This window comes from Paenibacillus sp. EC2-1, assembly GCF_049311625.1.
Classification (GTDB): Bacteria; Bacillota; Bacilli; order Paenibacillales; family Paenibacillaceae; genus Paenibacillus_AQ.
Window position 1 is genome coordinate 1,912,096 of the sequence record NZ_CP186006.1, and the last position, 25,422, is coordinate 1,937,517.

42 protein-coding genes are annotated in these 25,422 nt (G+C 38.0%); 41 read left to right on the forward strand and 1 reads right to left on the reverse strand.

The features are described from left to right. Positions 1-2 precede the first annotated feature (2 nt). The 40 genes from ACK8P5_RS08910 to ACK8P5_RS09105 all read left to right on the forward strand — a co-directional run bounded on the left by ACK8P5_RS08910 (position 3) and on the right by ACK8P5_RS09105 (position 22,684). The gene (locus tag ACK8P5_RS08910; RefSeq protein WP_422660584.1) at positions 3-461 is read left to right on the forward strand and encodes an NUDIX domain-containing protein; all 459 of its coding nucleotides are present in this window, start codon (positions 3-5) and stop codon (positions 459-461) included. Between the two features lie 52 nt (positions 462-513). Further along, entirely contained in the window at positions 514-1,044 is a 531-nt protein-coding gene (gene pyrE, locus ACK8P5_RS08915; protein ID WP_422660585.1) for an orotate phosphoribosyltransferase, read from the forward strand. Between the two features lie 41 nt (positions 1,045-1,085). Continuing rightward, positions 1,086-1,586 (forward strand): NUDIX domain-containing protein, encoded by a 501-nt coding sequence (locus ACK8P5_RS08920; RefSeq protein ID WP_422660586.1) that lies wholly within the window; start codon positions 1,086-1,088, stop codon positions 1,584-1,586. Positions 1,587-1,714: 128 nt separating this feature from the next. Then, a complete protein-coding gene (locus tag ACK8P5_RS08925) occupies positions 1,715-2,215 on the forward strand; it encodes an NUDIX domain-containing protein (RefSeq protein WP_422660587.1) in 501 nt (166 codons plus the stop codon). Between the two features lie 30 nt (positions 2,216-2,245). Further along, positions 2,246-2,659, forward strand: coding sequence for a hypothetical protein (locus tag ACK8P5_RS08930; RefSeq protein ID WP_422660588.1), 414 nt, complete (start codon positions 2,246-2,248; stop codon positions 2,657-2,659). A 115-nt stretch (positions 2,660-2,774) separates the two neighbouring features. Continuing rightward, positions 2,775-3,635 (forward strand): SPFH domain-containing protein, encoded by an 861-nt coding sequence (locus ACK8P5_RS08935; protein WP_422660589.1) that lies wholly within the window; start codon positions 2,775-2,777, stop codon positions 3,633-3,635. Positions 3,636-3,644: 9 nt separating this feature from the next. Next, complete coding sequence (locus tag ACK8P5_RS08940) at positions 3,645-3,824, forward strand: hypothetical protein (RefSeq protein WP_422660590.1); 180 nt, start codon at positions 3,645-3,647, stop codon at positions 3,822-3,824. Positions 3,825-4,028: 204 nt separating this feature from the next. Continuing rightward, the gene (locus ACK8P5_RS08945) at positions 4,029-4,745 is read left to right on the forward strand and encodes a class I SAM-dependent methyltransferase (RefSeq protein WP_422660591.1); all 717 of its coding nucleotides are present in this window, start codon (positions 4,029-4,031) and stop codon (positions 4,743-4,745) included. 53 nt (positions 4,746-4,798) lie between these two features. Continuing rightward, positions 4,799-5,311, forward strand: a complete 513-nt coding sequence (locus ACK8P5_RS08950; RefSeq protein WP_422660592.1) for an NUDIX domain-containing protein — start codon at positions 4,799-4,801, stop codon at positions 5,309-5,311. 78 nt (positions 5,312-5,389) lie between these two features. Continuing rightward, entirely contained in the window at positions 5,390-6,046 is a 657-nt protein-coding gene (locus ACK8P5_RS08955) for an SMI1/KNR4 family protein (RefSeq protein ID WP_422660593.1), read from the forward strand. 92 nt (positions 6,047-6,138) lie between these two features. Continuing rightward, positions 6,139-6,552, forward strand: a complete 414-nt coding sequence (locus ACK8P5_RS08960; protein ID WP_422660594.1) for a 3-hydroxyacyl-ACP dehydratase FabZ family protein — start codon at positions 6,139-6,141, stop codon at positions 6,550-6,552. A gap of 332 nt (positions 6,553-6,884) precedes the next feature. Continuing rightward, positions 6,885-7,358, forward strand: coding sequence for an NUDIX domain-containing protein (locus ACK8P5_RS08965; protein ID WP_422660595.1), 474 nt, complete (start codon positions 6,885-6,887; stop codon positions 7,356-7,358). Between the two features lie 16 nt (positions 7,359-7,374). After that, on the forward strand, positions 7,375-7,854 hold the full coding sequence (locus ACK8P5_RS08970; RefSeq protein WP_422660596.1) for an NUDIX hydrolase: 480 nt from the start codon (positions 7,375-7,377) through the stop codon (positions 7,852-7,854). A 43-nt stretch (positions 7,855-7,897) separates the two neighbouring features. Then, a complete protein-coding gene (locus ACK8P5_RS08975) occupies positions 7,898-8,299 on the forward strand; it encodes a DUF5071 domain-containing protein (protein WP_422660597.1) in 402 nt (133 codons plus the stop codon). A gap of 35 nt (positions 8,300-8,334) precedes the next feature. Beyond that, positions 8,335-8,841 (forward strand): DUF6886 family protein, encoded by a 507-nt coding sequence (locus ACK8P5_RS08980; RefSeq protein ID WP_422660598.1) that lies wholly within the window; start codon positions 8,335-8,337, stop codon positions 8,839-8,841. Between the two features lie 64 nt (positions 8,842-8,905). Continuing rightward, a complete protein-coding gene (locus tag ACK8P5_RS08985; RefSeq protein ID WP_422660599.1) occupies positions 8,906-9,067 on the forward strand; it encodes a hypothetical protein in 162 nt (53 codons plus the stop codon). A 19-nt stretch (positions 9,068-9,086) separates the two neighbouring features. Next, complete coding sequence (locus ACK8P5_RS08990) at positions 9,087-9,629, forward strand: hypothetical protein (RefSeq protein WP_422660600.1); 543 nt, start codon at positions 9,087-9,089, stop codon at positions 9,627-9,629. A gap of 18 nt (positions 9,630-9,647) precedes the next feature. Next, a complete protein-coding gene (locus ACK8P5_RS08995) occupies positions 9,648-10,187 on the forward strand; it encodes a 2'-5' RNA ligase family protein (RefSeq protein ID WP_422660601.1) in 540 nt (179 codons plus the stop codon). 7 nt (positions 10,188-10,194) lie between these two features. Continuing rightward, the gene (locus tag ACK8P5_RS09000; RefSeq protein WP_422660602.1) at positions 10,195-10,758 is read left to right on the forward strand and encodes a hypothetical protein; all 564 of its coding nucleotides are present in this window, start codon (positions 10,195-10,197) and stop codon (positions 10,756-10,758) included. 14 nt (positions 10,759-10,772) lie between these two features. Further along, on the forward strand, positions 10,773-11,216 hold the full coding sequence (locus tag ACK8P5_RS09005; RefSeq protein ID WP_422660603.1) for a GNAT family N-acetyltransferase: 444 nt from the start codon (positions 10,773-10,775) through the stop codon (positions 11,214-11,216). Between the two features lie 22 nt (positions 11,217-11,238). Continuing rightward, positions 11,239-11,514 (forward strand): hypothetical protein, encoded by a 276-nt coding sequence (locus ACK8P5_RS09010; RefSeq protein WP_422660604.1) that lies wholly within the window; start codon positions 11,239-11,241, stop codon positions 11,512-11,514. Positions 11,515-11,557: 43 nt separating this feature from the next. Further along, complete coding sequence (locus ACK8P5_RS09015) at positions 11,558-11,962, forward strand: RDD family protein (protein ID WP_422661421.1); 405 nt, start codon at positions 11,558-11,560, stop codon at positions 11,960-11,962. A gap of 109 nt (positions 11,963-12,071) precedes the next feature. Beyond that, positions 12,072-12,824, forward strand: a complete 753-nt coding sequence (locus ACK8P5_RS09020) for a creatininase family protein (protein ID WP_422660605.1) — start codon at positions 12,072-12,074, stop codon at positions 12,822-12,824. A 22-nt stretch (positions 12,825-12,846) separates the two neighbouring features. Beyond that, positions 12,847-13,380 (forward strand): NUDIX hydrolase, encoded by a 534-nt coding sequence (locus tag ACK8P5_RS09025; RefSeq protein ID WP_422660606.1) that lies wholly within the window; start codon positions 12,847-12,849, stop codon positions 13,378-13,380. Between the two features lie 75 nt (positions 13,381-13,455). Further along, positions 13,456-13,854 carry a VOC family protein gene (locus tag ACK8P5_RS09030; RefSeq protein WP_422660607.1) on the forward strand — a complete coding sequence of 133 codons (399 nt, stop codon included), beginning with the start codon at positions 13,456-13,458 and terminating at the stop codon, positions 13,852-13,854. Positions 13,855-14,077: 223 nt separating this feature from the next. Beyond that, the gene (locus ACK8P5_RS09035) at positions 14,078-14,599 is read left to right on the forward strand and encodes a hypothetical protein (protein WP_422660608.1); all 522 of its coding nucleotides are present in this window, start codon (positions 14,078-14,080) and stop codon (positions 14,597-14,599) included. Between the two features lie 174 nt (positions 14,600-14,773). Continuing rightward, the gene (locus ACK8P5_RS09040) at positions 14,774-15,175 is read left to right on the forward strand and encodes a DUF4362 domain-containing protein (protein ID WP_422660609.1); all 402 of its coding nucleotides are present in this window, start codon (positions 14,774-14,776) and stop codon (positions 15,173-15,175) included. A 26-nt stretch (positions 15,176-15,201) separates the two neighbouring features. Continuing rightward, positions 15,202-15,669 (forward strand): GNAT family N-acetyltransferase, encoded by a 468-nt coding sequence (locus ACK8P5_RS09045; protein WP_422660610.1) that lies wholly within the window; start codon positions 15,202-15,204, stop codon positions 15,667-15,669. 36 nt (positions 15,670-15,705) lie between these two features. Continuing rightward, positions 15,706-16,104 carry a polyprenyl diphosphate synthase gene (gene uppS / locus ACK8P5_RS09050; RefSeq protein WP_422661422.1) on the forward strand — a complete coding sequence of 133 codons (399 nt, stop codon included), beginning with the start codon at positions 15,706-15,708 and terminating at the stop codon, positions 16,102-16,104. Continuing rightward, positions 16,097-16,642: a GrpB family protein gene (locus ACK8P5_RS09055; RefSeq protein WP_422660611.1), complete on the forward strand. Its 546-nt coding sequence runs from the start codon at positions 16,097-16,099 to the stop codon at positions 16,640-16,642. The genes uppS and ACK8P5_RS09055 overlap by 8 nt, the downstream gene beginning before the upstream one ends. A gap of 35 nt (positions 16,643-16,677) precedes the next feature. Further along, positions 16,678-17,436, forward strand: a complete 759-nt coding sequence (locus ACK8P5_RS09060; protein WP_422660612.1) for a GNAT family N-acetyltransferase — start codon at positions 16,678-16,680, stop codon at positions 17,434-17,436. Between the two features lie 27 nt (positions 17,437-17,463). Continuing rightward, complete coding sequence (locus ACK8P5_RS09065; protein ID WP_422660613.1) at positions 17,464-18,243, forward strand: alpha/beta hydrolase; 780 nt, start codon at positions 17,464-17,466, stop codon at positions 18,241-18,243. 45 nt (positions 18,244-18,288) lie between these two features. Continuing rightward, positions 18,289-18,684 carry a GNAT family N-acetyltransferase gene (locus ACK8P5_RS09070; protein WP_422660614.1) on the forward strand — a complete coding sequence of 132 codons (396 nt, stop codon included), beginning with the start codon at positions 18,289-18,291 and terminating at the stop codon, positions 18,682-18,684. A 12-nt stretch (positions 18,685-18,696) separates the two neighbouring features. Continuing rightward, positions 18,697-19,236: a histidine phosphatase family protein gene (locus ACK8P5_RS09075; RefSeq protein ID WP_422660615.1), complete on the forward strand. Its 540-nt coding sequence runs from the start codon at positions 18,697-18,699 to the stop codon at positions 19,234-19,236. A gap of 207 nt (positions 19,237-19,443) precedes the next feature. After that, entirely contained in the window at positions 19,444-20,004 is a 561-nt protein-coding gene (locus tag ACK8P5_RS09080) for a GNAT family N-acetyltransferase (protein ID WP_422660616.1), read from the forward strand. A 1-nt stretch (position 20,005) separates the two neighbouring features. Further along, on the forward strand, positions 20,006-20,389 hold the full coding sequence (locus ACK8P5_RS09085; RefSeq protein ID WP_422660617.1) for a hypothetical protein: 384 nt from the start codon (positions 20,006-20,008) through the stop codon (positions 20,387-20,389). Positions 20,390-20,617: 228 nt separating this feature from the next. Next, a complete protein-coding gene (locus ACK8P5_RS09090) occupies positions 20,618-21,058 on the forward strand; it encodes a hypothetical protein (protein WP_422660618.1) in 441 nt (146 codons plus the stop codon). 31 nt (positions 21,059-21,089) lie between these two features. Then, positions 21,090-21,527: a hypothetical protein gene (locus tag ACK8P5_RS09095; RefSeq protein ID WP_422660619.1), complete on the forward strand. Its 438-nt coding sequence runs from the start codon at positions 21,090-21,092 to the stop codon at positions 21,525-21,527. Positions 21,528-21,541: 14 nt separating this feature from the next. Beyond that, entirely contained in the window at positions 21,542-22,282 is a 741-nt protein-coding gene (locus tag ACK8P5_RS09100) for an SDR family NAD(P)-dependent oxidoreductase (protein WP_422660620.1), read from the forward strand. A gap of 93 nt (positions 22,283-22,375) precedes the next feature. Continuing rightward, positions 22,376-22,684, forward strand: a complete 309-nt coding sequence (locus ACK8P5_RS09105) for a hypothetical protein (protein ID WP_422660621.1) — start codon at positions 22,376-22,378, stop codon at positions 22,682-22,684. A gap of 94 nt (positions 22,685-22,778) precedes the next feature. On the opposite strand, the gene ACK8P5_RS09110 is transcribed toward ACK8P5_RS09105, so the two are convergent. Further along, the gene (locus ACK8P5_RS09110; RefSeq protein WP_422660622.1) at positions 22,779-23,471 is read right to left on the reverse strand and encodes an MgtC/SapB family protein; all 693 of its coding nucleotides are present in this window, start codon (positions 23,469-23,471) and stop codon (positions 22,779-22,781) included. 152 nt (positions 23,472-23,623) lie between these two features. On the opposite strand from ACK8P5_RS09110, the gene ACK8P5_RS09115 reads away from it, so the two are divergent. After that, a complete protein-coding gene (locus ACK8P5_RS09115) occupies positions 23,624-25,174 on the forward strand; it encodes a tetratricopeptide repeat protein (protein ID WP_422660623.1) in 1,551 nt (516 codons plus the stop codon). Positions 25,175-25,422: the final 248 nt, after the last annotated feature.

Genomic DNA, 25,422 nt, shown 5'->3' on the forward strand with positions numbered 1-25,422 from the left:
GGATGAGGATATTAGTAACTGGGGGAGCAATCATTCGAGACAACCAAGGTAGGATATTACTCCAAAGAAGATCTGATTACGGTAATTGGGGACTTCCTGGCGGTGGGATGGAAGCGGGTGAATCTATTGAAGAGACTATGATACGAGAAGTATTTGAGGAGACAGGATTAGAAGTACAACAATATGAACTTTATACGGTTTATAGCGGTTCACGCATGAAGTATAGATATCCTGACGGGAATGAAGTTGTTTTCGTTATGTTTATTTTTAATGCTAGGGTTGATTTAGAGGGGAGAATTGCTGAAGACAGGAAAACTCTTATTTATTCCGATGAAACTCGAGAATCATTAAAACTTGAATTCAAATCAATCGAGGATATTAATATTGAAGACATAAGTACTGTACAAAGACCTGTATTTGATGACCTAAAGAAAGAGGTAAGTACATTATTAAGGACATAAAGAAATCACTACAAGATACATAACAAAAATCAAAACATGGAGGCAATCAACAATGACAAATCAATTAGCCAAGGAAATTTATGAGATCGCTCATTTAACAGGTGAATTCACTCTAAGATCGGGACAGGTTTCGAGTGAATATTTTGATAAGTACTTATTCGAATCAGATCCAGTTATATTATCTAAGGTCGCGGAAGAATTATTTGCTTTATTACCTGAAGGAATTGAAGTACTTGCCGGTTTAGAGATGGGAGGTATACCTATCGCCACTGCCCTCTCACTGAAGTCAAATATTCCTGCCGCTTTTGTACGAAAAAAAGCAAAAGAGTATGGAACCTGCAAGCTTGCTGAGGGAACTAGTATTGTAGGTAAGCGGATTTGTGTAGTAGAGGATGTAATTACAACCGGTGGGCAAGTGATTTTAAGTACCCATGATTTAAGAGAAGCGGGAGCTATCGTTACGGATGTAGTATGTGTCATTGAGAGAAATCCAGAAGGCAGAAGTAAGTTAGAAGAGATCGGACTTAAAGTACATTCGTTATTCAAAATGGAAGAACTACTAAGCGCGGGAAACGTTAGATAGATAATAAATTAATCATTTTCTGAATAAAAGGAAGGTGTCGTATGGAAGTAAGACAAATGGCAACAGCTTTTTTGTTTAACCAAGACAATGTATTGATGATGAAAAAGGAAAGAAGTAAGATATTTGATTTCGAATTTTGGGGAGGTATTGGAGGACATCTCGAATATGAGGAGCTAAATCATCCCAAGCTAGCAAGTTATCGCGAGATTGAAGAGGAAACTGGATTCAAGAAAAGCGAGATTAAGAACTTTAGACTCAAGTATATTTTAATAGAAAGTGGCAGTGGAGAAATTCGTCAGCAATATGTTTATTTTGGTGATACGGAACATACGAATTATATATCTTCCGATGAAGGCGAATTATTCTGGATACATAAGAATGATTTATTGAGTTTACATATGTCTAAAATTATTAAGTTCACGATCGAACATTATTTACATAATCCAAATTCAGAACATATTTATGTTGGAATAATTACGACGAGCAAAGAACAGATACCTAGTATTCAATGGTCGATGCTTGAAGAGACAAGTACATTTTAAGGTGTATAAGAGTGTGAAATGGCTATAGAAACTGAATTCAACTTCTTATAACAGCGGTATTTTGATGACATTTATTTGATTTTCTGAAAAGCATTTAGGATTTTCATATCGAAATACACAGAGAGTAGGTGTGCACTCTGATTCGAACTGCTGCAAGGGCCATCATCATTCAAGGAGGTAAACTACTTGTCTTAAGAAGAATAGGTGCTCAAGGGGTCTTTTACGTTCTCCCGGGTGGAGGACAAAATCACGCCGAAAGTATTACAGATGCCTTAAAGCGGGAAGTTAAGGAAGAAACCGATTTAGTTGTTTTAAATCATGAGTTACTATTTATTAACGAGTTTATAGCTAAGAGAGATTCACAATTTTATGAACTGGAACCGGATGTACACCAGATTGATTTTACTTTTCTATGTGAAGTAAGAGCGGATAGAGAAGCTAAAGTAGGACAGACCCCAGATGTACATCAAATCGGAATAGCCTGGATACCTTTAGATGAAATTACTGATTATATGGCGCATCCGAAGCAAGACCATAATTTTATAATGGGTGCTCCTACAAGAGATGTATTAGCTGAATGGATAATAAATAGAAACTCAGTTGAAGTACCAAGATTTGTTGAAGGTTGAATCAATTTGAGTAGGGGAGGAGAGAAGCATATGAACCATAAAATGCTTGTAGTTGTTTACATCCTAACGCTTACTCTAGTTCTTTTTGGCTGTCAGAATATCAAGGAAAATAATAGTTCGAACACATGGGGAAATAACAACAAAATCAGCACAGAAGATATTAGTGAAATTAAAATACAGAACAAAAAAGACTCTGCTCGGAGTCTGACTCAGCAAGAAATTAAAGTGTTTATGAATGCAATCAATAATAGTGTTTACAATCAAGGAAAACTTGATATTCGACCTCCTGATTATGAGGTGGAAATAAGCTTGGAGAGTGGCCAGGCCAAGAAATTATACTTGTGGATAGATGATGGTGGAGATTTATTTATGGATGAAGATGAGAGTGGACATTATATTTTAAATGAAGCAGACCGGACAGAACTTAAAGATATTTTTAAATGATTCATTTCCAAAAATCTGGAGATAAAAAGCTAATCTAACCCTATATTTATTGCCAATTCCTTCATTCACATGATATTATTGTGATATCACATTGATATGTAGGGGGTTTGTAGAAATGCATGAGAAACAAGCATTCAAAATGAACGGTTATTACGGTATTATTGTGTCACTGCTCCTTATCGTACTCGCTGGATTTATGTTTATTTCCACGGATACGGTTAGCGCAGCTTTGGTTATTCCAGTTCTTTTGTTCATTGTAGCTTTGTTTATTCTTTCAGGCATAACTGTTGTTCAACCAAACGAAGCCAAAGTGCTTACATTATTCGGAACGTATATCGGTGTAATTCGAGAGCAAGGGCTATGGGTAGCTATTCCCTTAACCGTTAAGTCGAGAGTTTCTCTTCGTGTCATCAACTTTAACAGTGAAAAGCTAAAGGTAAATGATCTGGAAGGTAATCCGATTGAAATTGCCGCCGTTGTTGTATATAAAGTATCGGATAGTGCAAAAGCTACGTTCGATGTAGAAGATTACGAAGAGTTTGTTCAGATTCAAAGTGAAACAGGCATTCGTCATATTGCAAGTCAATATGCGTATGATCATTTTGATAAAGATACGGATATGTCCCTACGGAAGAATAGCGATGAGATTGCTGACTTTTTGGCACAAGATCTTCAAAGTCGTCTGGCGGTAGCTGGCGTTGATGTTATGGAAGCACGTATTATGCATCTCGCTTACTCATCTGAAGTTGCATCTGCTATGTTACAAAGACAACAAGCACAGGCCGTATTATCAGCACGTAAAGTCATTGTAGATGGGGCTGTCGGTTTAGTGAAAAGCGCAATAGAGCAATTAGCGGCTGAAGGGGTAGTTGAGTTAGATGATGATAAAAAGGCACAAATGGTGAATAACCTGATGGTTGCGATTGTTTCTGAAAAAGGGACGCAACCTGTCATTAATACAGGAAGCATCCACTAGGATTAACTAATGGCCAAACGAAAAGCTTACCCGCTAAGAATTGACCCCAAGCTCTATGACGCGCTTGAAAAATGGGCAGATGACGAGTTGCGAAGCGTCAATGCTCAAATCGAGATTATTTTAAAGGAAGCAGTGAAGAAAGCAGGAAGATTGAAAAAAGATAGTGATGACAAGGAAAGTCATGAGTAGGAAGTAAATAGTGTCTAAATAAATACAGAATGAGTAGTAAAAAGGATAGATACATCAGATCATCTTATCTGTTATGTATCTGTCCTTTTGTATTATAAGAGGAATTAGTCTAGAAATACCGAATTTTAAGATTAATTAATTCGTATAACAACGTATTTTGGAGTAAATGGATTTGGTGCCAAACTCTAAGGGAGGAATGATCATATGAAAGAACACACCATTAAAAGCCAGGAGGATCTCTTCAGGTTGCTAGATTCCCAATTTAAACCTTCAACTCATTTTTGGGATCCTTTTTATTCAGATCGGGAACGAAAGGTTCCCTTTTTCAACAATAAACCAGATGAGAATTTGGTTTCTTATGTACATACTGGCATGATTCAAAGGGGCAGAGTTTTGGAGTTAGGATGTGGGCCTGGAAGGAATGCTCTTTTTCTAGGTGCTAATGGATTTGATGTGGAAGCAGTCGATATATCTCAAGTAGCGATCGATTGGGCCAAAGAAAGAGCGGCAGAGTTATCTTTGGATGTTCAATTTAAATGCCAATCGGTTTTCGAATTATCTCCAATCAACGAATATGATCTTATCTACGATTCAGGGTGTATGCATGGACTACTTCCTCACCGCAGGATTCAATATCTTAAGATGATTCATGATGGATTAAAGTCTGGAGGATATTTTGGTTTAACTTGTTTTGCTCCAGGATTTGGTGGATTAGGCGGGCCAGAGTTTGAATTGAGTGATTGGGATGTATATGAAGAGCGGGGAATGAGAGGCGGGCTTGCATTTACAGAAGAAAAGATTCGATATCTTTTGTCTGATAATTTTGAGTGTATTGAATTAAGGATGATGAAGGAAATGGATAAAGACAGTGAACGGTTCGGTGTGCCATTTTTGTGGACGTCGCTGTGGAGGAAAAAGTAAGAATTATGAAGTGCAAGTGATCACAAAAAAAGATACATAAAGAGGGAACCCCATTGGAGTTAATCGCTGAAATACTTGAAAGTGAAATCATTGAAAGCAGTAATGAGCTTGAAAGTAAAAAATTTAATGTTAGAAAATCATCCAGAGCGGTAGTTGTAAACAGTGACGGAAAGATTGCCTTATTATTTGTCTCCAATAATAATTACCATAAGCTTCCTGGTGGTGGTGTTGAAGAAGGAGAGAACTTACATGCTGCTCTGAAACGAGAAATCATAGAAGAAGTTGGATCACAGATAGATATCATGGACGAGATAGGATTGGTCATTGAGTACAGAAATAAACATGAATTACTTCAATTATCCTACAGTTACTTCTGTAAGGTGGTAGGAGAGATTGGCTCGCCTAAATATACTAACCAAGAATTAGATTCAGGTTTCCAGCTTATTTGGATTGGAATTGAGGAAGCGATTTTAATACTTAGGAATGATAGACCTAACAACTATATCGCGCAATTTATTCAGCGAAGAGATTTAGCGATTTTAGAGAAGGTTAGAGAAAAAATGTAAGTAGTGAATGGTTGCTTTGAAAATAGCTAGATGAAGTACTAAGAAAAAAATATTAATAATAGTAAAGGAAAATGCATAATGTCTTTTTCATTTGAATTGTTTAGAGAGCGTATTGACCGGATAGCCAATCGGATTAGAGAATTCGGTGGAGAGGTTCAGGAACTAATCATTAAAGATCCTGCTACGAAAGATCAAATACAATCCGTAGAGAATAAGTTGGGCGTCTTATTACCGGAAAGTTTTAAGTATGTCTTGTTAAATTTCTCAGCTGAATTTAGTTTTCGCTGGTATTTACCAGATAATTTTGAACTTCCTTATGAATATAGAGGGGTTTTTAGTGGACGAGTTTACTGGAACTTAAACAAAATTGTGGAGCTTGATGAAGAGAGACGAGGATGGATCGACCATGTTTTTCCTGATCCAGAAGACAATTATGATAAAGTGTGGCACCAGAAGCTAGCTTTTCTAGAAGTAGGGAATGGTGATTATTTTGCATTTGATTTAAGTAAACAAACAGAATATCCAATTGTATATTTGAGTCATGATGATGGTAATGGACATGGTTATACGCTAGGCCATAATTTTATTGCGTTTATTGATAATTGGTCAAGAATTGGATTCGCTGGACCTGAGGACTGGCAGTGGATTCCATTTGTTCTAACGAGAGAAAGTGGAATAGTACCTGAAAGTGATTTAGCTCATGAGTTAAGAGATTTTTTAGACATAAATATATAAGTAAGGTGGAAAATACGAAATAAGGAGTCTTCATATGGGAGTTCAGTTAAAGAATTCAAATCAAGTTTCTGGTGGAGGTGAGGAACATAAATATGTTTGATATTCCAAGTGTCATTCCTCATCGATATCCATTTTTAATGATAGACCGGATTACAGCGATAGAACAGGGCAAATGGGTTAAGGGTTATAAGAATGTGACATGGAATGAGTGGTATATTACTGAATCACATCAATGTATGCCGAGTATGATGATTGTGGAGGCATTAGCGCAATTGGGAGCATTTGCAACAATAGAGCAAGAGAAAAGTTTAGGCTTTCTTTCGTCTATTAGTGGTGTGGAAATTTTAGGAGAGGCATATCCTGGTGATCGAATTGAATTGTTTTATGAGGTTGTGAAGAACCGAAGAGGCTTTGTACTAGGTAGAGGAGAAGCTACAGTTGAAGATAAAGTCATTATCAGAGCAGAAGAGATTATGATATATATCCAAAAGTCTACTGAGGGATAGTTCATCAGAGAGAAAAGAGGAAAGCGGAATTGATGCCGGGTTTCCCACTTGATCGGGGTTTATTCGAATCCAGGCACTGAATAGAGGAATATCTAGGGGACAGGAATACGAATGGATTTATTACTGAGCTGAAAGAGTCTAGTTTATGAGAATAGAAGACTGGAGATACGCTGCTCTATGCGAAAATAAAATAATACATATTGGCTGAAAAGGACTGAGCATACGAGCTCTAGTCCTTTTTCATTGCTTAATCATCTTCCAGATATTAGTATGAAGGTGCTAGATGCTGTTACTTCTGGTACAAAATTATTGATGTAAAAAGGATGATACTCATGAGACAACGTGCCCAAGCAATAATTATTAGAGATCAAGCGATGTTATTCGCATATGGGATGGCTTCTAGCCATAACCAATTACGTCATTCTTTCATTGGTGGAAGGATCGAACAGGGGGAAACTCCAGAGGAAGCGGTTTTACGAGAACTGATGGAGGAAGCTCAAGTAAAAGGGGAGATTCTTTTTAGGTTCAATCAAGAAATAGCAGAAGGACATCATACCTTCCTGATTGATATTGGGAACCAGAGCTGTAAGTTAGGATGCGACCCAGAAGAGATGCACCTAACTATGGATGAACGAAATCTGAAGGATTTAATCTGGATTAGTTTATTAGATAAGGAATCTTTTACAGAATGTGATCGTGAGTATATTGCAAGATTAATTAATGAATGTAAAGAACGTGATTATTATCCAGAGTGGCTTGGTAGTTTGCAGGAAATAATAGAAGAAGTAGAGGGCCATGCTGTATAAGAAGAGGTATTCGTTCATGTTTTATGTTAATGCAAGGGCCTTTATTGAACGTGAAGAGAATGGCACAACGGAAATCGTTATTCAAACTCGAAATAAAAAGAACGAGCAAGCATTGGAATTACCAGGAGGAAGATTAGAACTATATGAACCCATCTTAGATGGGTTAAAGCGTGAGGTTTTCGAAGAAACAGGTTTAACAGTTGTTGAGGTGGAGGGTAGTGAGAAGCGTATCGATACCCGGGGAATTAACCCGGATTTCGAAGTGGAATGCTTGGAACCTTTTTGTGTATACCAGACGGTAAAAGGGCCAGTAGATTCAGTAGGGATGTACTTTATTTGTAAGGTGGAAGGAAGTCTCCTGACCGTTGGGGACGATACAAAGGATGTTCGATGGGAAACGGTAGAAGAGGTTAATAGATTAATGTTTGAAAATCCAAGGCAGTTCTCTGATGTAGATCGGGCAGGGTTGCAATATTATTTAAAACATAGGGTTTAAGAAAGCTTTTGATTAAGAAGGTCTATCATTTATAGTAGAAGTTATGACAAAAGGAGGAAGTCTGATTTTTAATCTTTTACCAAGGAACAAGCATGATTTCGAAAAAGTAAATGACTTAAAAAAATTACCAAAAGAAGACATCGTTCAACTTATACCGGAATTGCTAGGTTGGCTTCAAGATATAAACTGGCCAATAGCTATCAATATATCACAAATCCTATTAACAATCCCTGAAGAAACAATCCCACACATAAGTCTTGTACTCTCAGGTGATGATGATATTTGGAAAGAATGGTGCCTAAGATATTTTGTCATGGAATTACCGGATGAGTTGATACTATCTTTACAAGAAGAAATTAAGAGAATAGCTTATACACCAACGAAGGGAGAAGAACTTGAGGAAGTACATATTACAGCTCTGGAAATTCTAAAAGATTTAAAATAATGCGAAACACCGTATAAAGTGAGGTCAAGTCGTTCATGAAACTATACCATTTTAGTGAAGAGTCAAATATTCAGGTCTTTGAACCAAGGAAGATATACAATCAGGCAGAGGCAAAGGTATGGACCATTGATGCATATCATGCTCCCCATTATTATTTTCCTCGCGAATGTCCGAGAGTGTGTCTATGGCCCAAAGAAGATACTACTGAGGATGATCTAGTAAAGTTCTTTGGAATGTCAAAGACTAAGCGGATTGTTGCGATTGAGACAGGTTGGTACGATCGGTTAAAAAAAGGAACAATCTATAAATACACGTTTGATTCAGAAGGATTTAAATTAGAGGAACCGAATGCAGGTTATTACACCACAAATCTTACCGTTAAACCCTTAAGTATCGAGAAAATTGATGATTTGATAAGCGCAATTTTACATGAAGGGATAGAGCTGAGAGTGACCCCCTCATTAATCCCATTGAAAGAACGTATTTTAGAGTCTACGGTCAATTTCTCTATGATTCGTATGAGGAATGCGGTACAGGAGTGATAAAACTCTTAATGATGAAGGGAGCTTTAATATGATTATTTTTGCTTATATCGGTATATATTTAATGCCAGTTATAGCATACTTCTTCATTGTTGCACTATTAAGAGCCGTTAAAAAAATCGTTAAGAACAAACCCTATAAAGTAGAATTGTTCTGGTCAGGATCTTTATTTGCACTAATCGTTTGGACCATAAGCATGCTAGCTTTTATGGCTACACAATATTAAAACGAAAAGGAATAACATGATGAACCACATTTTATATCATTATTTTGATGAGGATATGGGTCCATTTAGAAATCTATCCAGTTTAACTGCTGAAGAAGCGTTAAACATTTCTAAACAAATAAGACTTGAGGGAAGAACATTCGCGAGTCAGAGATCGTCAGATTACTTAACGATTAGAAGAGATTTGGAGAGGAAGGCAAGAGAACAATTTATTGCAAAAGGTGGAAATCCGAAGAGGAATTATCCCCATTACATGACTTTAGGCGCGTGTGATTGGCTCGAAACATGGTATGTGAAACCGAGCAGACTAGCAATAAATTGGAATATGTTCGTAGAAGATTCCATTAGTTTTACATATGGTGATCTTTTTCCCACAATGAGGTATGAGGATAATAAACCCTATAGTAAACAAGTGTATACCAAACAAGAAATAATGAAAGTGATAGAGGACTTTGGATTTCCGCAACATTGGAACAGACATGGAGACAAGGGGCCGGAAAGATATATTGAAGTGCAGGTTTGGGATGACGAAGTGATTAAGAACTATTTTAGGTACACATAACGCTTGGGGTGATGATGAATGTATGGTGTTATCGCTTTATTCGATGAACAAACAGAACAGATGATCAGAAACATTTGGGATGAGCTGACGGAGAGATCTATATCTTTTTATGCAGATGAAGTGGTAGATAGAAAGCCTCATATTACGCTGGCGAGCTATAACCATTTCATTAAATCTGATTTTATAAAACAAATGGATGATTTCTATAATAACGCCCCCGAATTGGATATTTCATTCAGCTCTATTGGATCTTTTTTGAGATCAGGAGCATTGTATTTCACGCCCATTGTCACAAGAGAACTGTTGGATTTCCATTCTAATCATCACAAACGTTTTGTACTGTTTAACGATGATCCTGAGTCTCTATATCTGCCTGACAGATGGATACCTCATTGTACAATCGCGAATCGATTGTCACCCGAGAAGTTAGCCGAGGGATTTCACTATTGTTCTAGAAGGAATGACGCGATCTACGGAAAAATAACAGAAGTGGCCATCATTGAATTTATGGATAAGAGTAATGTGCCTGTAATCTATTCAAAGAAATTAGAGAGGTAGTACGTTAATGATTGAAATTAAACCACATTTCGTAAGATCAGGCAGACAAATTGAGGAAAAATACGGGGTTAGAAACTGGTTGGAACTTATACACACGGAAAAGCAATATGTAAATATCGATAATGTTGAAGAAGTATATGAAATCATACATGATGATAAATTCTCAACTCGACATATTCAGATGCTCTTTACTATTACATATGATCAAGAAGTTATCGCCGGATTTAATGTGCCTAGTGCACATGATTTATGGCTGACATATTTAAATGCTGCTGAGGAAGTAATTAACTATGGTGAATCTAGACGACAATATGGTATTGACCCATACATTATAGAGTTGAAATCGCTTAATCAAGAGTTCCTTCATCTATCCATCTACCAAGAGTTTGATAGAACTAATAAGTGTGTGGATGCACAGCTTCCATATCAAGCGTTCTTGGTCTCTTTACTAAAAGCTATTCAACATTTTTATACTAAAATGAACAATGACTATGAACAATCCTTCGAGGATGAGAGAATAGAAATACGAGTTGAGAGTCTTATATGCCGAGTTGTGAATTATCCTATATAGAAGCGGTGATATCAATGATCATTAGAGACTTCAAACCTAGTGATTTAGAATTTTGTGTCGAGTTATTTATGGATGTATTCAACAGTGAGCCTTGGAACGATCAGTGGACAGATGACAGGGCTAAGCAATATTTAATGGATTTTGTAAGCACACCGGGTTTTATTGGCGTAGTAGCAGCGAACGACTCTGGAATTCATGGTTTTATTTTTGGAGTAAGTAAGTGTTGGTGGAAGGGGAATGAATTCTTCATTCATGAATTGTGTGTTAGATCGGATTTTCATCGCGCTGGAACTGGAACAAACATGCTTCAATATCTTGAGCAGACATTAACTACTGAGGGCATAGAGGACATAGCTTTGCTTACGAACCGAGATATACCCGCAGAGAAGTTTTATGTGAAGAATGGCTTTAAGGAAGTCAACAGAATAGTCTTTTTAGCGAAAAACCTCAATGGATAATATGTGGTGGAGGTGAATATACATGAGAAGAGCACATTTTTTAGTTTGTATTCTTGTCATGATTGTTCTGTTAATGGGATGTCAGCGATATTCTGAGGTCTTTGTTAAAGAGGGAGAAATTACAGGGATCGATAAGGAGAAGTCCCTTATATATGTGGATCGAGACCCGATAAAAATTAAAGATACTAATGAATTTACTATAGGTCAAACTTTGAGAATAACGATAGAGGACCGATCACCAGACGATGATTGGAATCCAGATGATTTTAAGGTAAGGGAAATTGAGTATATCGAATAAAGAGCTTGAACTGAAATCTTCTTGGTATGATGGGAGTGATTGCATGGAGAGGGAAGCTGGGTTTTGGATAAGATTAGGTGCTATGGTGTTGGATGGTCTGATTATTGGGATTCCATTAGGTTTTCTTTCTTATCAAATTGACGGAGGAATGGATCGGGAACCGATCACTGACATTTTGTCGATGTTATACTCGCTGCTACTACCGATATTCTGGTATGGTTACACAATTGGAAAGCGTATTTGCGGGATACGTATTCGGAAGGTATATGATCATATGCCTCCCAGTTTCGGCACCATGTTAATGCGCAACGTTGTCGGGGGCGTGGTCTACGTATTGACTCTAGGCATAGGATTAATCGCAAGTATTATTATGATCAGCATGAGAGAAGATAGACGGTCACTGCACGATTTAATCGCAGGCACAGAAGTGGTTTATGATCGTGAATAGTAAGCGTTCTAGCCTATGGCTGGGGCGCTTTTTTTATTGTGTGTGGTTATAAATGGTATATTATTATAATTAAGGATATTTAATTCTACGTATATGAGGATGTGATCTAATGTTGAATTACACCAACACAACGAAAGAATTATCGGAAAGCGGGATTGATACCGCAATCATATCGGTAGGTGCAACCGAACAGTTTGGGCCGTATTTGCCTATGCACTTGGATAATTTAATTGCTGAACGTTATGCAGAAGAATACGGAAAAGCTTTAAATGCATATGTACTACCAACGTTACCGTTCAATACTTCTGAGGAACATGCGAATTTCAAAGGGACAGTAACGATTAGCCCTAATCTAATTTCAACCATGTTGGAGGAAATCATTATTAGTCTAATGAGGCAAGGGTTTAAGAAGTTTGTTGTATGTTCAGGCCATGGTGGCTCTTATTGGGAAGGGGCATTTATCAAACACATCAATTATAAATATCCAGAGATAATAGTCATTCATCCACATCATAATCATGATGCTTGGGTCTTAGCCATTCAAGCAGCAGAATTAGAAGGATTAGATGAAATGCACGGTGGATTGTTATCCGTATGTACTGCGATGTGGCTATGTCCAGATAAAGTGAAGTTAGAGTCCATGGGATCCTCCATTCCTATTGAGAACAAAAAGTATGCTGATTTTATGGGCTGGGACAAGCTTACCTCAGATGGGTGTTGGGGAAGCTTTGAACCGGAATTGTATACTACTGAAGAGTTAGCTCAAAAGGGTATGATTTTTTGGAGTACATATATGAAGAGGAAAGCGGAAGGTCTTAAAGAACTATTAGAAGACGCATATCATAAAAAAACCTGTGGGTGAATGAAAGGAATGATTGAGGAACATGAAAATGATAGATTTAAACGCGTTTCCAGCCCTGTCTGGCGTAATGGATTGGGGGATTGTTCAAGCTAAGTTTGTCATAACAGATAGGATAGACGAAAGCTTAGTAAGTAACGTCAGCATCATACCTTTTTGCGGAAGCAAGTGTGTTGTCTTTCAAATCGATAATGGGAACTGGGAGCTTCCCGGGGGCACATTAGAAGAAGGTGAGCGATATATAGATGGATTAAGGCGAGAAATGATGGAGGAGCTTGGAGCGGAGCTAATATCCTATCAAGTATTTGGTAACTTTAATTGCTTATCCCGTGCAGATCAACCGTACAAATCCCATATTCCTCATCCTAATTTCGTTCGTTTAATCGGTTATGGAGAGGTGAATATCGTTGATGTTCCATTAAATCCAGAAGATGGCGAGACAGTTGTAGCCGTTGAATTAGTGGATATCGAAGAAGCAATCAAGAGATTCGAAGACATCCAAAGGCATGATATAGCGGAGATGTATAAGCTGGCCTACATGATTAAGGAGGCAAAATGATTAAATACAATTTATGCTTAATCAGACAAGGAGGACATTGTCATTTCATAGCTTTTGTGAGAGGAGAAATGATTTATGAGTATATTTAGCAGCTATTTGTACATAACCGTAAGTGATTTTAAGCGTTCCGCAGAATGGTACAATCAACATTTTGGATTTCGAGTTGTTAAAGAAGATGCATTATTCTTAGAGCTTCGGAGTGAGTTTGGTGTACGAGTGATGCTAATTATGAATGAGCCAAGCATTAATTCACATATGAATTATTCAACTGGAACACAAGCTGCCTATGGCTTTGTAGTACATAACATTCACGAGATCTATCAGAAGTTAATATCCTTAGGAATTGAAGTTACATCGATGAAGGATTATGAAGGAACTTCTTTTAAATTCTACGATCCAGATCGTAATATTATTGAGCTATGGGGTGATTATCCAGAGGCCGGATGGACTACGTTCGAACAAATTGATGATTAGTTTTTTTTATAATGAAAGGGGGGAATTCATGTTTCTAAATGGTTCGAAAGCGGGAGACAGGATACAGTTATCAGGGAAGTCAAAATTCAAATTCAAAGATAAGAAAAAATATTTAATTGAAGATCATAATTAAATAAGAAGTAATGACCTACTTATTCCTGCAGATAACTTCTTCAACATCGTGGATAGGACTCGTTGATCTTTTTCAAGGAGGAGGTTCACTATGAATCGCGGAGCCAAAATAACAATAGGCATATTCTTAACTATATTCGTTTTGATCGCGAGTGGATTTTTATTTTATCGTAATCTATCACCGGAATTTATGCCAACGAATATAACAATTGAGAGTACAATACATAAATTGAACGCAAATGAATATATGGTTGAATTACAAGTGAATCAAAAAAAAGATGACTATCATTCGAATATGATTTACCCCATCATACCGGGCAAAGGGAATATTTCCTTCATTCAGGATGATGATCTATTTACACCTTCTTCTATCGGGAATGACCACGCTAGTCTTCAGATGCTTACGAATGAAACTTCAAATATGCCAATGGCTCAAGAGCCTTTTGGATTCGGGATTCCAGGCATGAAGGGGATCTATAATATGAAATTCACGGTAGATGCATTAAGTGAAGCACAAGAGAATTTAAACCCCCAAATTTACTATATTCATAAAGAGAAACGTTACGGTAAGGATCTAAGCTGGATTAAGGGTTTCGAGATGACAGTTGAATGATTATCGTAACTTTTCAGGTGCTAACTTCGTCAAACATATAATAATCGCTATTATGCGATCGTTTATGGAGGTACACTATTGTTGAAAAAAATTATTATTCTAATGCTTTTATCCATTGTATTTACCTCATGTAGCTCAGATCCCATTCAGGAGAACATTTCATTACACAAGAATATGAGTTTTAGGGAGGCAAAATCAGAAGGCTATGTTGTTACAGGACCATCTGGACTGGCTAATGTGGATAGACTGGAAGAGTTCTATGAGGATGTTCAGAACAAAGTTAAGAATCGGATCACAATCGCTCACTATACAGATGAAGGAGATCCGATCTATATTGATCTGGAGTTTGATGGAGAGAAGTTTATATATGTTTACGATAATACATGGGATGCATTCGGAGGACAGGATAAAGGTGTGAACGAGGCAACTTGTACAGAACTGGGTAAACGGGTAGGTCCTTATGGAAACCTAAACGGTACAGAATATTATCTCACCTCGTGCAAGGATGACGTTGGGTATAGCAGTCCGGAGAAGAAAGAGTACTATTTGTTATTTGTTAGTGATGGAGAGAAGTAGTATGAAATAACATCATTCGGATGGAGATGAGAAAAATTCAACAACTAAGCTATCGCCTAGCTACATCTGAAGACGCTGAATGGTTAGCCACAATGAATAAGGAATTAATTCAAGATGAACGCAGTGATAATTCAATGGCTCTTGGAGAACTGGTTACTCGAATGTATCAATTCTTAACAGAAGGATGGAATGCAGCCATATTATTGTTAGATGACGAACCAATTGGCTACGCTCTATACCTATTAAGGAACAATTTATATAACAATAAAATCAAAGAAATTTATATTAGGCAATACTTTATCAAGCGTGAATATAGGCAACAGGGGATCGGTAAGCGGGGGATTGAGTTACTTGAAGAGGAGCTTTTTCCAGAGCATAGTACCTTGGTCATTGATGTACTAAGTGTTAATGAAAGTGGATATCGATTTTGGGAAGCTATTGGATTTGAACCCTACTATATAAACATGAAAAAAAAGAGTGTAGATCAATACTGATTCTTCAATGTTCAGGAGTGAACTTAGATTCGATATATTGGAGTCTTATCTAATTTTCCAGAGTCAATACAAGATATTATGCGAAAAAGTGTTGAAATGACTCGAATGAATACGGGAATGATTATTAATTTTGCTATGAATTACGGTGGGAAAGCTGATATTATTCAAGCCATTCATAAATGCATTGAAGATCACCCGAATTCAAGTGAAATAACGGAAGATATAATGGAATCCTATTTATACACGAAGGGTTGCCCTGCCCCAGATCTCATTATTAGAACGAGTGGAGAAAAAAGATTAAGTAATTTCCTCTTATGGCAGTCGGCTCAATCAGAGCTATGGTTTACAGATACATTATGGCCTGACTTCAATTTGAATTTGTTGTTATCGGCGATAGATGATTATAGAGAAAGAAAGGTTAGAGAGTATGCCTGATCCTATTATTATTGTTCCTTACGATACAAAGTGGCAGATAGAATTTAAAGAAATTGGAAAGGAAATAAGACAAGCTCTTGGTCAGACAGCAATACGAATAGATCATATTGGTTCTACTTCTATAGAAGGCCTCGATGCTAAACCAATAGTAGATATTCAGGTTTCTGTAGCTAGATTAGAGGCCATAGAGCTATATAAATCTCACTTCGAAAGAATTGGCTTCAGACATAGAGTCGACAACATCGATTTAACGAAACGATATTTCCGAGAAAAACCAGGAAAAAGGAGAGTACATATTCATGTTCGAGAGTCGGGAAGCTGGTCAGAACAATTTGCATTGTTATTTCGGGATTATTTGAGAGTTCATCCAGCCGACTGTAAGAAATATGCTGAAGAGAAGTATAGATTGATGGAATTATTCAAAGATGCACGTGAAAGGTATGTTGAAGGGAAAGAACCCGTAATTTGGGATATTATGACAAATGCAAGTCGGTGGAGTCAAGAAATGGGCTGGAAACCAGGATTAACCGACGTTTAATTCAATTACTTATTATGTAGAAGGTAGTGTGACCCATGCGCAAAAAAATAGAAGAGTTTTCTTTAAATGCTTGGCCGGCATTACAGACATTTCTCTATGACGGTTGGCTTTTACGTTTTGCTGACGGATATACGAAGAGATCTAATTCCATTAATCCTATTTACCATAGTCATGAACAGAGCCTCCAAGAAATCGAAGAGAAAATCCGGAGATGCGAATCATTATACTCCCATGTTGGACTTGATACGGTCTTCAAAATCACTCCTTTTGTGATTCCTGAACATTTAGACAGCATTTTGGAACAGCAAAGCTATGAAGTTCTTGACCTTACAAGTGTTCGGATCTTGGATCTATCAGAGATGGAGGAGCCTCAAACTAACAACGTGACAATACAAGCTGAAATTAGTAATACATGGTTAGAGGTTGTAAGTTCGCTTAACAACCTCACAAAAACACATACAGAAATCACAAGAAAGCTATTATCTAGTTCATATTTGAAAAAAGGTTTCTTTACACTGTACGAAGATTCGATTCCTGTTGCTTGCGGAGTCGGAATCATTGAACAAGATTATGTTGGACTATATGACATCGTTACGGATCATAGTTATCGAAATCGCGGATACGGAATGGAATTGGTTTTACATATTTTGAAGTGGGCCAAGGCAAATGGAGCAAGTCATAGTTATTTACAGGTGCTATACAGTAATGAGCCAGCCAATCGATTATATGAACGACTCGGTTATCGAGAGATATATACATATTGGTATAGGCGTAAAAAGAGAGAGTTGGATTAGATATAGATAATTAGGAGGTTATTTGGTTTGAGAGTCATTAATTTTGATTACCCAGTTATTCAAAAGTCATATAAGACAGTAAATCTACGAGATCTATCATTGTACATATTTTACCCTAAAGAGAATAGAGGTCATAGACCGGCTATTTTATTTTTTAATGGAGGAAGTTTTAATAAGGGTCCACATACTCCTGCTCAGTTTCAACATCAGGCCCATTATTTTTCATCTATAGGTTTGGTAGCGATTTGTGTGGATTATCGAAACGGCCATGATGAGGGGTTCGTGCCAGAACAAGCTATATGTGATGTTAAATCTGCTGTACGCTGGGTGAGAGATAACCATGATGAAATGGGCGTAGATCCGAATCGAATTATCATGTGTGGAGCATCGGCTGGTGGATATATTTCCGTCTCGTCCATCATGTTTCCGGAGATCGATGATGAAGAAAACACTACAGATCATGTACCCAATGCATTGATCGTGTATGCAGGAGGGATGGATGCAATAGACATTATGAATCGCCTTTTTCCAGAGCGAGTAGAGAAAGCAGAAAGTGTGTCCCCTATGCACCATATTAGAGCGTGTTTGCCATCAACACTTTGGATGTGCGGAACAGAAGACATTTTATATGAACAAAATATAGATTTCACTGACCGAATGCGGGCATCGGGAAATGAAATTGAATGGATAACATATGAAGGTATGGATCATGGTTTCTTTAACTACGGAAATCATGACAACATTTATTTCAATAGGACCATGAAAGATATGGAGAATTTCCTTAAAGACGGAGGTTACATCAGGTGAATAAACCAAGAAAGCTGGGACAAAATGACTGTGTTCAAAGAATGTATGCCTAGTGGAGAGAGCTTTATTAAGCTTGTGGATAGTACGGGATGGAATGGGATAACGGATAAAGGACCTAAAAGATTAACTGAGGCGTTAAGGAATAGCTGGTATGTCGTTTCAGCCTTTGAAGAAGATGAACTCATTGCAATGGGTAGGGTTATTTCAGATGGTGTATTTCAGGCTCTTATCTGCGATCTGATCGTGCTTCCCGATTATCAAGGAAGAGGGATTGGAAGCGAGATAATGAGACAACTGTTATCGAAATGTTATGAGAATGATATCTTAATGGTCCAGCTATTTGCAGCTAAAGATAAGCATAGTTATTACAAGAAATTTGGTTTCGAGGCAAGGCCGACGGATGCACCAGGGATGAGATGGATGAATAGAGATATTTTTTAGGGAGTAAAGTCAATGAAGCGAATTTATCTCGTTAGACACTGTAAAGCTGAGGGACAAGAGCAAACAGCCAAGTTAACGACTGAGGGTGTAGCGCAATCTCATCAGCTTGCTGATTTTTTAGACAAAAGGGACATTGATTATATTGTAACAAGTCCATTTGTACGTGCCATTGAAACGATAATCCCCTTTTGTAACAGAATAGGCATGGATTATTCGGTGGATAACAGGCTGGAAGAAAGAGTATTAAGTTCGAAGAGTCTAGATAATTGGATGCAGTTCTTAAAGGAATCTTACGAGAACTTGGATCTTGTTTTTGAAGGTGGAGAGTCTTCTAGAGAAGCCATGATTAGAGGGATGGAAGTTATTCATGAGGTTATAAATGGACCATATCACAATACGGTAGTTGTAACTCATGGTGCATTGATGTCACTGGTTTTAAAATATTTTGATAGCTCAATAGGGTATGCCGAATGGAGTAAACTTACGAACCCAGATATTTACGTCATAAGCTATGACTATCAGAGGGTTGAAGTGGAGCGAATTTGGAATTAATGGGAAGCGTTACTATTTCCGTATTTAATAAGGGTCGATGATATTAGAGCAGTATTTGTGTTTGGTAACACGCCACCCTATACCCTTCAAGGTAGTGAGTATTGAGGAGTATGCCGAGACAATAAATGATGATTATAAGTTTCAGGTTTGATCATCGCATAATTTAGCAACCAATTGCTACTGTTGGTGTAATAGAGGAGGTTCTTTATGGAGATCCACGGAGAGAAAGTTATGCTTTCCAGAATTTCAGTTAGTGATCTGGATTTTATTTACAGGATAGAATGTGACAAGGATTTATGGTATTTCGAAGAATCGGTAGAGTCAGATGAACAAGTTGTTCGAGCTAAGTATTTACATAAAATTAGTGAGGGCAACCAATCAAATAGCTATGACTTCATTGTACGTTTAAAAGTGGATGGTCAGATGGTTCCAATCGGTCTTGCGCAAGTGTGGAGTTATATAGACTTCCGAAAAAGTTGGGAAATAGGATTTGCAATAATTCCGGAATATGGTGGCCATGGGTATGGAAGTGAAGCAGCTAAGCTATTGTTGGGTTATGCATTTGAACAGCTAGATGCTCATAAAGTGGTTGGTATGTGCAACGCTAAAAATATTCGTTCAGAAATGCTGATGAGACATGTTGGTATGAGGCAAGAGGCGATTTTTAAAGAAGAGCTAATGTGGCATGATCAATGGACGGATCAGTATTATTTTTCAATACTGGAAAGAGAGTTTTTGAAGGCAGATAACAAAGAAAGAGGGATATGAAATGAAATCACCAGGCGGCTCAATATTTCCATACTACTATAAGGGTGGGGAGATCCACTGTCTAAAGTATGGAAATAAATATAAAGATGCGGACGCTCTCTTTCATGTGATGAAGCAAGAGGAGGACTTTATATTAACTACAAATCGGCAATTAAAAGTCTGGGTTGATTTCTATAAGACTTCTATTACTGATAACGTATTGATAGCGTTTGTTGAGAACATAAATCGTCTAAACGGACATATTAACAAATTAGCTGTCGTTGGATTATCCAGCTTCAATATATGGAGACTGAAGAGGAAAATAAGAAAAACGAAGCTCTCATTGAACATATCATTTTATGCAGATCCAGAAGATGCGAAAACTTGGTTAGTGAGTGATAGATAAGTGACCAACTCTAGCAGAGAGATCAAGAGTTTTGTATCTACTAACAACGTAGTATAACTATGTTAATTATTAATTATTGGGCCGTCACCACAGATGTGGCTAGTAAAGGAAGTGAACACGGTTCGAACAATAACGAAGAAGATATTGATATGGATGTTAGTCATTGGAACACCAATATTCATAATTTTTTATCATTGGCCGAAGGAAATATCCCGAACCTATTCTGCGATGGAGTATAGGGATGACGAATATAGACCCGTTAGCTTAAAGCTGGATCTTACAATAAAAAAGCAGCTGTTCTCGAAACATTTAATCGATGGTTCGATTGAAATTGATGGAAGTGAATTTGAAGTATCGAATCACTTAGTTTTTACGGGGAGAGAAGAGACGAATGACGGAACCATGAAAATTGCAGGCACAAGTAATCCGTTAAAATCTATTAAGGATCATTTATTTGGTGATACCTATGAATTTGGACGAAGAGTTATCGGATATAATGGCTTCACATTTACGGAAGGCGAATCAATGACCATAGTTATAACGAAAGATTTTAAGTATTTGAGTGCGTTCAGAACGGACGGAGAGAATAGTCTATTAAATTATATACCACCCGCGAACAATATGAACGATGTGCAAGAAGTATCACAAATTTTATTCTCACTTCCCTGAATTCGCTGAAGACCATATCAAAGGAGTAACTATGTACAGACTCATTGTAAGTTTATTGATCGTCATTTTGATTACAGGATGTGCCGGCAAAAATGAATCAACTCAAGAAGATGATATGAATCGTATATATTCTATAGAGTTAAATTCGATTGAGCCCGAACATGTAGATAAGGTATCAACGTGGCTAGATAAATCTCGTATTGAAGCCAAGGAGAAGCAGTATTTTCTATACTCTGTTAAAGATGATAGCAGTGAATATTCCTATGAATATGTTTACGGAAAGGGCTTTACAGATTACGAAGTAACACTAATTCATTCGAAGAGTCAATCTAACCAACAAGGCTCGATTCATGTTACAGGACTTTCATGGAATGATACAGGAGATAGCTTCGTGAAAATTAAATACAGGGATAAGTCCATCGACATGATCTCTCTGTCAGATGTACCAATAGCAGAGAAACTAAAATAAGGGGGGGATTCTTTATGAGTAGAAATCATTTCATTATTACAGGAACATCACGGGGGATCGGGAATCAATTGGCCAAGATGTTACTGGAGAATGGCAACGTTGTCCATGGCATCTCGAGAGGGGATTCACCTGTTCTTAGTGAGCATGAGAATTACACGCATCATCCATTTGATTTAGGTCAAATATCCAGTATACAAGATTTGCTGCTGCATATCTTCAGTCTAATGGATCTAAGTAATTCGGAAATGATATGCCTGATCAACAATGCAGCGATGCTTGAACCACTGAAGACAATAGATAAGTGTACACCTGAAGAGATTAACTTGAATCTCCAAACCAGTCTAATTGCCCCGATCGTGTTGACATCTTGTTTTATGAATCAGACGAGTGAAATGCACTTAAGACGAAAAATCGTCAATATATCCTCCGGATCAGGGACCTATCCAGCACCAGCGATGAGTGTGTACTGTACTGCAAAAGCTGGAATCAATATGTTTACTGCCTGTGTTGGAGCAGAACAAGCGAATCAGCTATTCCCTGTCGAGATTGTTGCTGTTGATCCAGGCATGGTAGAAACGGAGCTACAAATGATCGCTAGAGGAAAGGCTGATGAACAATTTGAGATGGCAAAATATTTTCGACAAGCACATGATACAGGCCAGCTACTCTCAACCGAGACGCTAGGAGAGCATTTACTGCGTATCATTGAGAAGAAGATCGAACCTGGAAAGCTTGTCGCGTATAGTGATATTTAATCTTTCGAAGCGAGTGATACCATCTAACGAAGAGTCAATGTCGTGTCGTGAAACATTACGATCATAACAGATCTAAGGGGGAGTATCATTCAGATGACAGAAAACATAGGAATCAGTAAGAAAGAGCAGTCTTTTCTTAATAGATGGTCGGTTATTAGAAAAAAAGGGAAGGTCCGTTATATCATAACCAGAGGGTTAATACACGGACTTTCAATATTCTTAGTATGGTTCATAATCACATTAGTAGAGATTCAAATGTCTGAATACAAACAGGCTTTATATACTCCAGAATATTTAATGAAGAGAAGTACGACGTGGTTAATAACATATTTACTCATTGGTCTGGTCATTGCGCAAGGTAGCTGGAAGGCGAAAGAAGACAAGTTTAGATACCTATCCTAATCAGTTAAGAGAAAAATCCATCCGGCTTAGTGGTTGAGTCACCTGTAACTTCATTCAATAAGCCGTTTGGATAGTAATTCTTAATCGGGATGGATTAAATGAGCTCCACCATTTTGATATAGTTGGCATTTTGGATAAGGGACAGCAGTTGCTTCATATCGTATTTCACAGGCAGCTTCACCGTTAGATTCAGGATAAGATCGGCCGTTTCACTCCTTTTCTCTGCGTGGAAATGCAATACGGTTACACCTTTCTTGTGTAGCAATTCCTGAATATAATCAACGGAACCTGGCTCGTTGTTCATGATAATCGTGATTTGTTCGGATCGAGGTGAGCTAAGCCATCCATTTCCACTGTGTAGCAGCATCTGGGCTACTACAATCAGAATCGTCACACCTATTCCTACTTCGTAAAGTCCAGCAGCTATTGCCATACCTATACCCGCAGTTGCCCATATGCCAGCAGCAGTGGTTAGGCCCTTCACGGTTTGTCTCTGCATAAATATCATACCTGCCCCAAGAAATCCGACTCCACTTACAACCTGAGCAGCAATCCGTGATGGGTCAAGTGCAATATCACTGTTTCCTATAATGTCTTGAAAACCATATTTGGATATCACCATCATTAATGATGCGCCGATAGCTACCACAAAATGAGTTCGGATTCCGGCTTCCTTCATTCGGCTTTTACGTTCATATCCAATAATCAAACCACAAATGCCCGCAATAAGTACTCGAAATAAATAATGGTATTCGATGATATTCGCCTCCTCATAAACAGTCTTCATAGAAATAAGTGACATTATATCATACAAGGCTAAAGGGATAAAAATACGCATGTATTACGAATATCGTAACTTCCATTTGGGAATGAGCCATTTATGTGGTACGATTTTAGAGAATAATTCTTAATGATACATAGAGAGCAGGTTTATCTTGAATGACAGAAAATAGACAACAACGCTACCGCTTCAGTAATGCACCCATATGGGATTTGCAGCGGGCTTATTACGAAGAACAAGGCACAAAGGCATGGAATAATGATCAGGTTCCGCAATATATAACCAGTAACCCGATGATTGCTACTGCTTATGCAGAAATGATATTTGGATTTCTAAGAGATCAAGCTGACAAAGGTGAAGTAACAGAAACGGTAACAATCGTTGAATTGGGAGCAGGAGCGGGACGTTTTGCATTTCATGTGCTCCATAAGCTGTGTGAACTGAGAGACTTCGCAGGAATACAGTTACCACCTTTCCGTTATGTTGTCACTGATTTGCCCATTAAAAATGTAAATGCTTGGCGTGAACATCCAGCGTTCCAACCTTATATTCATGAGGGGATCGTTGACTTTGCTCGGTTTGACGCTGTACATGATACGGAGCTTAACTTGGTTGTATCGGGTCTCACCATTAAACCGGGCGATTTGAAGCAGCCACTGCTGATCATCGCGAATTATTTCTTTGATGGGATTCCACAGGAACTAATTTACGTTGGTGATGGTCATATTTATGAAACAGATGTGTTGGTGGAGACTCCTCCTGAAGCGGAGTCCTTGAAGCCTTCAGAAGCACTTAGTCTATTGAAACTGAATTATGAGCATCGCAGGGCACCTGAATATGAAGCAGATGATTACCCGTATCGTGATGTAATCGCCTATTATCAGCAGGAACTTGAAGATTCACACATTCTATTTCCTCATGCTGGACTTGTATGTTTGGAGCGATTGAATCAACTATCTCAGGCAGGGTTTCTACTGCTTACGGCAGATAAAGGTGACCACCTTATTGAGGATTTTAAATTCGCTGAACCACCTGAATTAATTCGTCACGGCAGCTTCTCATTTACAGCCAACTATCATGCACTTAAACATGTGTTTGAGCAGAGGGGGGCAGAGACTCTATTCACAGCCCATCACTATAAGAATATTAATGTTGGCTGTATATTTATGCTGGACAAGCCAATGACCTATACGAATACCCGCCTTTCCTTCCGGCAGTTTATTGAACGCTTCGGACCCGATGATTTCTTTAGTATGAAGGAATGGGTAGACCCGCGTTTAGAAACGATGGGACTGCAGCAAATTTTGGCGTTTTGGCGTCTAGGTGGGTATGATGCAGAGTTCTTCATCCAGTGTGCAAAAAGGATCTCAACTCTGATTCCTGAAGCTTGTGATGAAGAATTGCAGGATATTAAAAGAGGCATACACATTATGTGGTCATCGAATTATGAAATGGAGCAGCGTTATGATCTAGCACTGGACGCAGGGCTACTATTGTTCGAGATGGATATGTATGTGGATGCGATGCAGTTCCTTGCAACGTCTGTGGAAACAGACGAAGATGAGCCTGTTCCGACCGTTCTTTATTGCCTGGCTATATGCTGTTATGAGCTTGGTCTGGATGAAGCGGCGCTGGAATATACACGTGAAGCGCTTGTTCTTGAACCAGGGCATGAAGAGGCTTTGGCTCTGCTGAAGTGTTTTGAGTAAGCGATAAGTTTCTTAAACAAAATAGTACAAACATACGACCGAAGCCTAGGATAAGGATATCTAGGGTTTCGGTCGTTTTTTCTATGTATTCCTCAGATCTGATGCTTGAAAGGTTCTTTAAGGTAGATCACGAATTAAATATAGATCTGAACCTAATATATTGCTCACAAAAATAATTTTGAGAACCCCCCAACCTTTTAACATTTCCACACACTATTTATTTGATAGGAATTTCTGAGAGGTAATTG

Bases quoted from the DNA above. Each gene is read 5' to 3' on its own strand.
- ACK8P5_RS09025 (WP_422660606.1), top strand. From the start codon at position 12,847: ATGAAAATGATAGATTTAAACGCGTTTCCAGCCCTGTCTGGCGTAATG.
- ACK8P5_RS08930 (WP_422660588.1), top strand. From the start codon at position 2,246: ATGAACCATAAAATGCTTGTAGTTGTTTACATCCTAACGCTTACTCTA.
- ACK8P5_RS09015 (WP_422661421.1), top strand. From the start codon at position 11,558: ATGGAGAGGGAAGCTGGGTTTTGGATAAGATTAGGTGCTATGGTGTTG.
- ACK8P5_RS08975 (WP_422660597.1), top strand. From the start codon at position 7,898: ATGACAAAAGGAGGAAGTCTGATTTTTAATCTTTTACCAAGGAACAAG.
- ACK8P5_RS09005 (WP_422660603.1), top strand. From the start codon at position 10,773: ATGATCATTAGAGACTTCAAACCTAGTGATTTAGAATTTTGTGTCGAG.
- ACK8P5_RS09095 (WP_422660619.1), top strand. From the start codon at position 21,090: ATGTACAGACTCATTGTAAGTTTATTGATCGTCATTTTGATTACAGGA.
- ACK8P5_RS08940 (WP_422660590.1), top strand. From the start codon at position 3,645: ATGGCCAAACGAAAAGCTTACCCGCTAAGAATTGACCCCAAGCTCTAT.
- ACK8P5_RS09075 (WP_422660615.1), top strand. From the start codon at position 18,697: ATGAAGCGAATTTATCTCGTTAGACACTGTAAAGCTGAGGGACAAGAG.
- ACK8P5_RS08945 (WP_422660591.1), top strand. From the start codon at position 4,029: ATGAAAGAACACACCATTAAAAGCCAGGAGGATCTCTTCAGGTTGCTA.
- ACK8P5_RS09040 (WP_422660609.1), top strand. From the start codon at position 14,774: ATGAGTTTTAGGGAGGCAAAATCAGAAGGCTATGTTGTTACAGGACCA.
- ACK8P5_RS08995 (WP_422660601.1), top strand. From the start codon at position 9,648: ATGTATGGTGTTATCGCTTTATTCGATGAACAAACAGAACAGATGATC.
- pyrE (WP_422660585.1), top strand. From the start codon at position 514: ATGACAAATCAATTAGCCAAGGAAATTTATGAGATCGCTCATTTAACA.
- ACK8P5_RS09030 (WP_422660607.1), top strand. From the start codon at position 13,456: ATGAGTATATTTAGCAGCTATTTGTACATAACCGTAAGTGATTTTAAG.
- ACK8P5_RS09060 (WP_422660612.1), top strand. From the start codon at position 16,678: ATGCGCAAAAAAATAGAAGAGTTTTCTTTAAATGCTTGGCCGGCATTA.
- ACK8P5_RS08980 (WP_422660598.1), top strand. From the start codon at position 8,335: ATGAAACTATACCATTTTAGTGAAGAGTCAAATATTCAGGTCTTTGAA.
- ACK8P5_RS08985 (WP_422660599.1), top strand. From the start codon at position 8,906: ATGCCAGTTATAGCATACTTCTTCATTGTTGCACTATTAAGAGCCGTT.
- ACK8P5_RS08910 (WP_422660584.1), top strand. From the start codon at position 3: ATGAGGATATTAGTAACTGGGGGAGCAATCATTCGAGACAACCAAGGT.
- ACK8P5_RS09055 (WP_422660611.1), top strand. From the start codon at position 16,097: ATGCCTGATCCTATTATTATTGTTCCTTACGATACAAAGTGGCAGATA.
- ACK8P5_RS08935 (WP_422660589.1), top strand. From the start codon at position 2,775: ATGCATGAGAAACAAGCATTCAAAATGAACGGTTATTACGGTATTATT.
- ACK8P5_RS09010 (WP_422660604.1), top strand. From the start codon at position 11,239: ATGAGAAGAGCACATTTTTTAGTTTGTATTCTTGTCATGATTGTTCTG.
- ACK8P5_RS08920 (WP_422660586.1), top strand. From the start codon at position 1,086: ATGGAAGTAAGACAAATGGCAACAGCTTTTTTGTTTAACCAAGACAAT.
- ACK8P5_RS08960 (WP_422660594.1), top strand. From the start codon at position 6,139: ATGTTTGATATTCCAAGTGTCATTCCTCATCGATATCCATTTTTAATG.
- ACK8P5_RS08970 (WP_422660596.1), top strand. From the start codon at position 7,375: ATGTTTTATGTTAATGCAAGGGCCTTTATTGAACGTGAAGAGAATGGC.
- ACK8P5_RS09000 (WP_422660602.1), top strand. From the start codon at position 10,195: ATGATTGAAATTAAACCACATTTCGTAAGATCAGGCAGACAAATTGAG.
- ACK8P5_RS08955 (WP_422660593.1), top strand. From the start codon at position 5,390: ATGTCTTTTTCATTTGAATTGTTTAGAGAGCGTATTGACCGGATAGCC.
- ACK8P5_RS09045 (WP_422660610.1), top strand. From the start codon at position 15,202: ATGAGAAAAATTCAACAACTAAGCTATCGCCTAGCTACATCTGAAGAC.
- ACK8P5_RS09070 (WP_422660614.1), top strand. From the start codon at position 18,289: ATGCCTAGTGGAGAGAGCTTTATTAAGCTTGTGGATAGTACGGGATGG.
- ACK8P5_RS08990 (WP_422660600.1), top strand. From the start codon at position 9,087: ATGAACCACATTTTATATCATTATTTTGATGAGGATATGGGTCCATTT.
- ACK8P5_RS09085 (WP_422660617.1), top strand. From the start codon at position 20,006: ATGAAATCACCAGGCGGCTCAATATTTCCATACTACTATAAGGGTGGG.
- ACK8P5_RS09100 (WP_422660620.1), top strand. From the start codon at position 21,542: ATGAGTAGAAATCATTTCATTATTACAGGAACATCACGGGGGATCGGG.
- ACK8P5_RS09080 (WP_422660616.1), top strand. From the start codon at position 19,444: ATGGAGATCCACGGAGAGAAAGTTATGCTTTCCAGAATTTCAGTTAGT.
- ACK8P5_RS09105 (WP_422660621.1), top strand. From the start codon at position 22,376: ATGACAGAAAACATAGGAATCAGTAAGAAAGAGCAGTCTTTTCTTAAT.
- ACK8P5_RS09090 (WP_422660618.1), top strand. From the start codon at position 20,618: ATGGAGTATAGGGATGACGAATATAGACCCGTTAGCTTAAAGCTGGAT.
- ACK8P5_RS09035 (WP_422660608.1), top strand. From the start codon at position 14,078: ATGAATCGCGGAGCCAAAATAACAATAGGCATATTCTTAACTATATTC.
- ACK8P5_RS08965 (WP_422660595.1), top strand. From the start codon at position 6,885: ATGAGACAACGTGCCCAAGCAATAATTATTAGAGATCAAGCGATGTTA.
- ACK8P5_RS09020 (WP_422660605.1), top strand. From the start codon at position 12,072: ATGTTGAATTACACCAACACAACGAAAGAATTATCGGAAAGCGGGATT.
- ACK8P5_RS09115 (WP_422660623.1), top strand. From the start codon at position 23,624: ATGACAGAAAATAGACAACAACGCTACCGCTTCAGTAATGCACCCATA.
- ACK8P5_RS09110 (WP_422660622.1), bottom strand. From the start codon at position 23,471: ATGAAGACTGTTTATGAGGAGGCGAATATCATCGAATACCATTATTTA.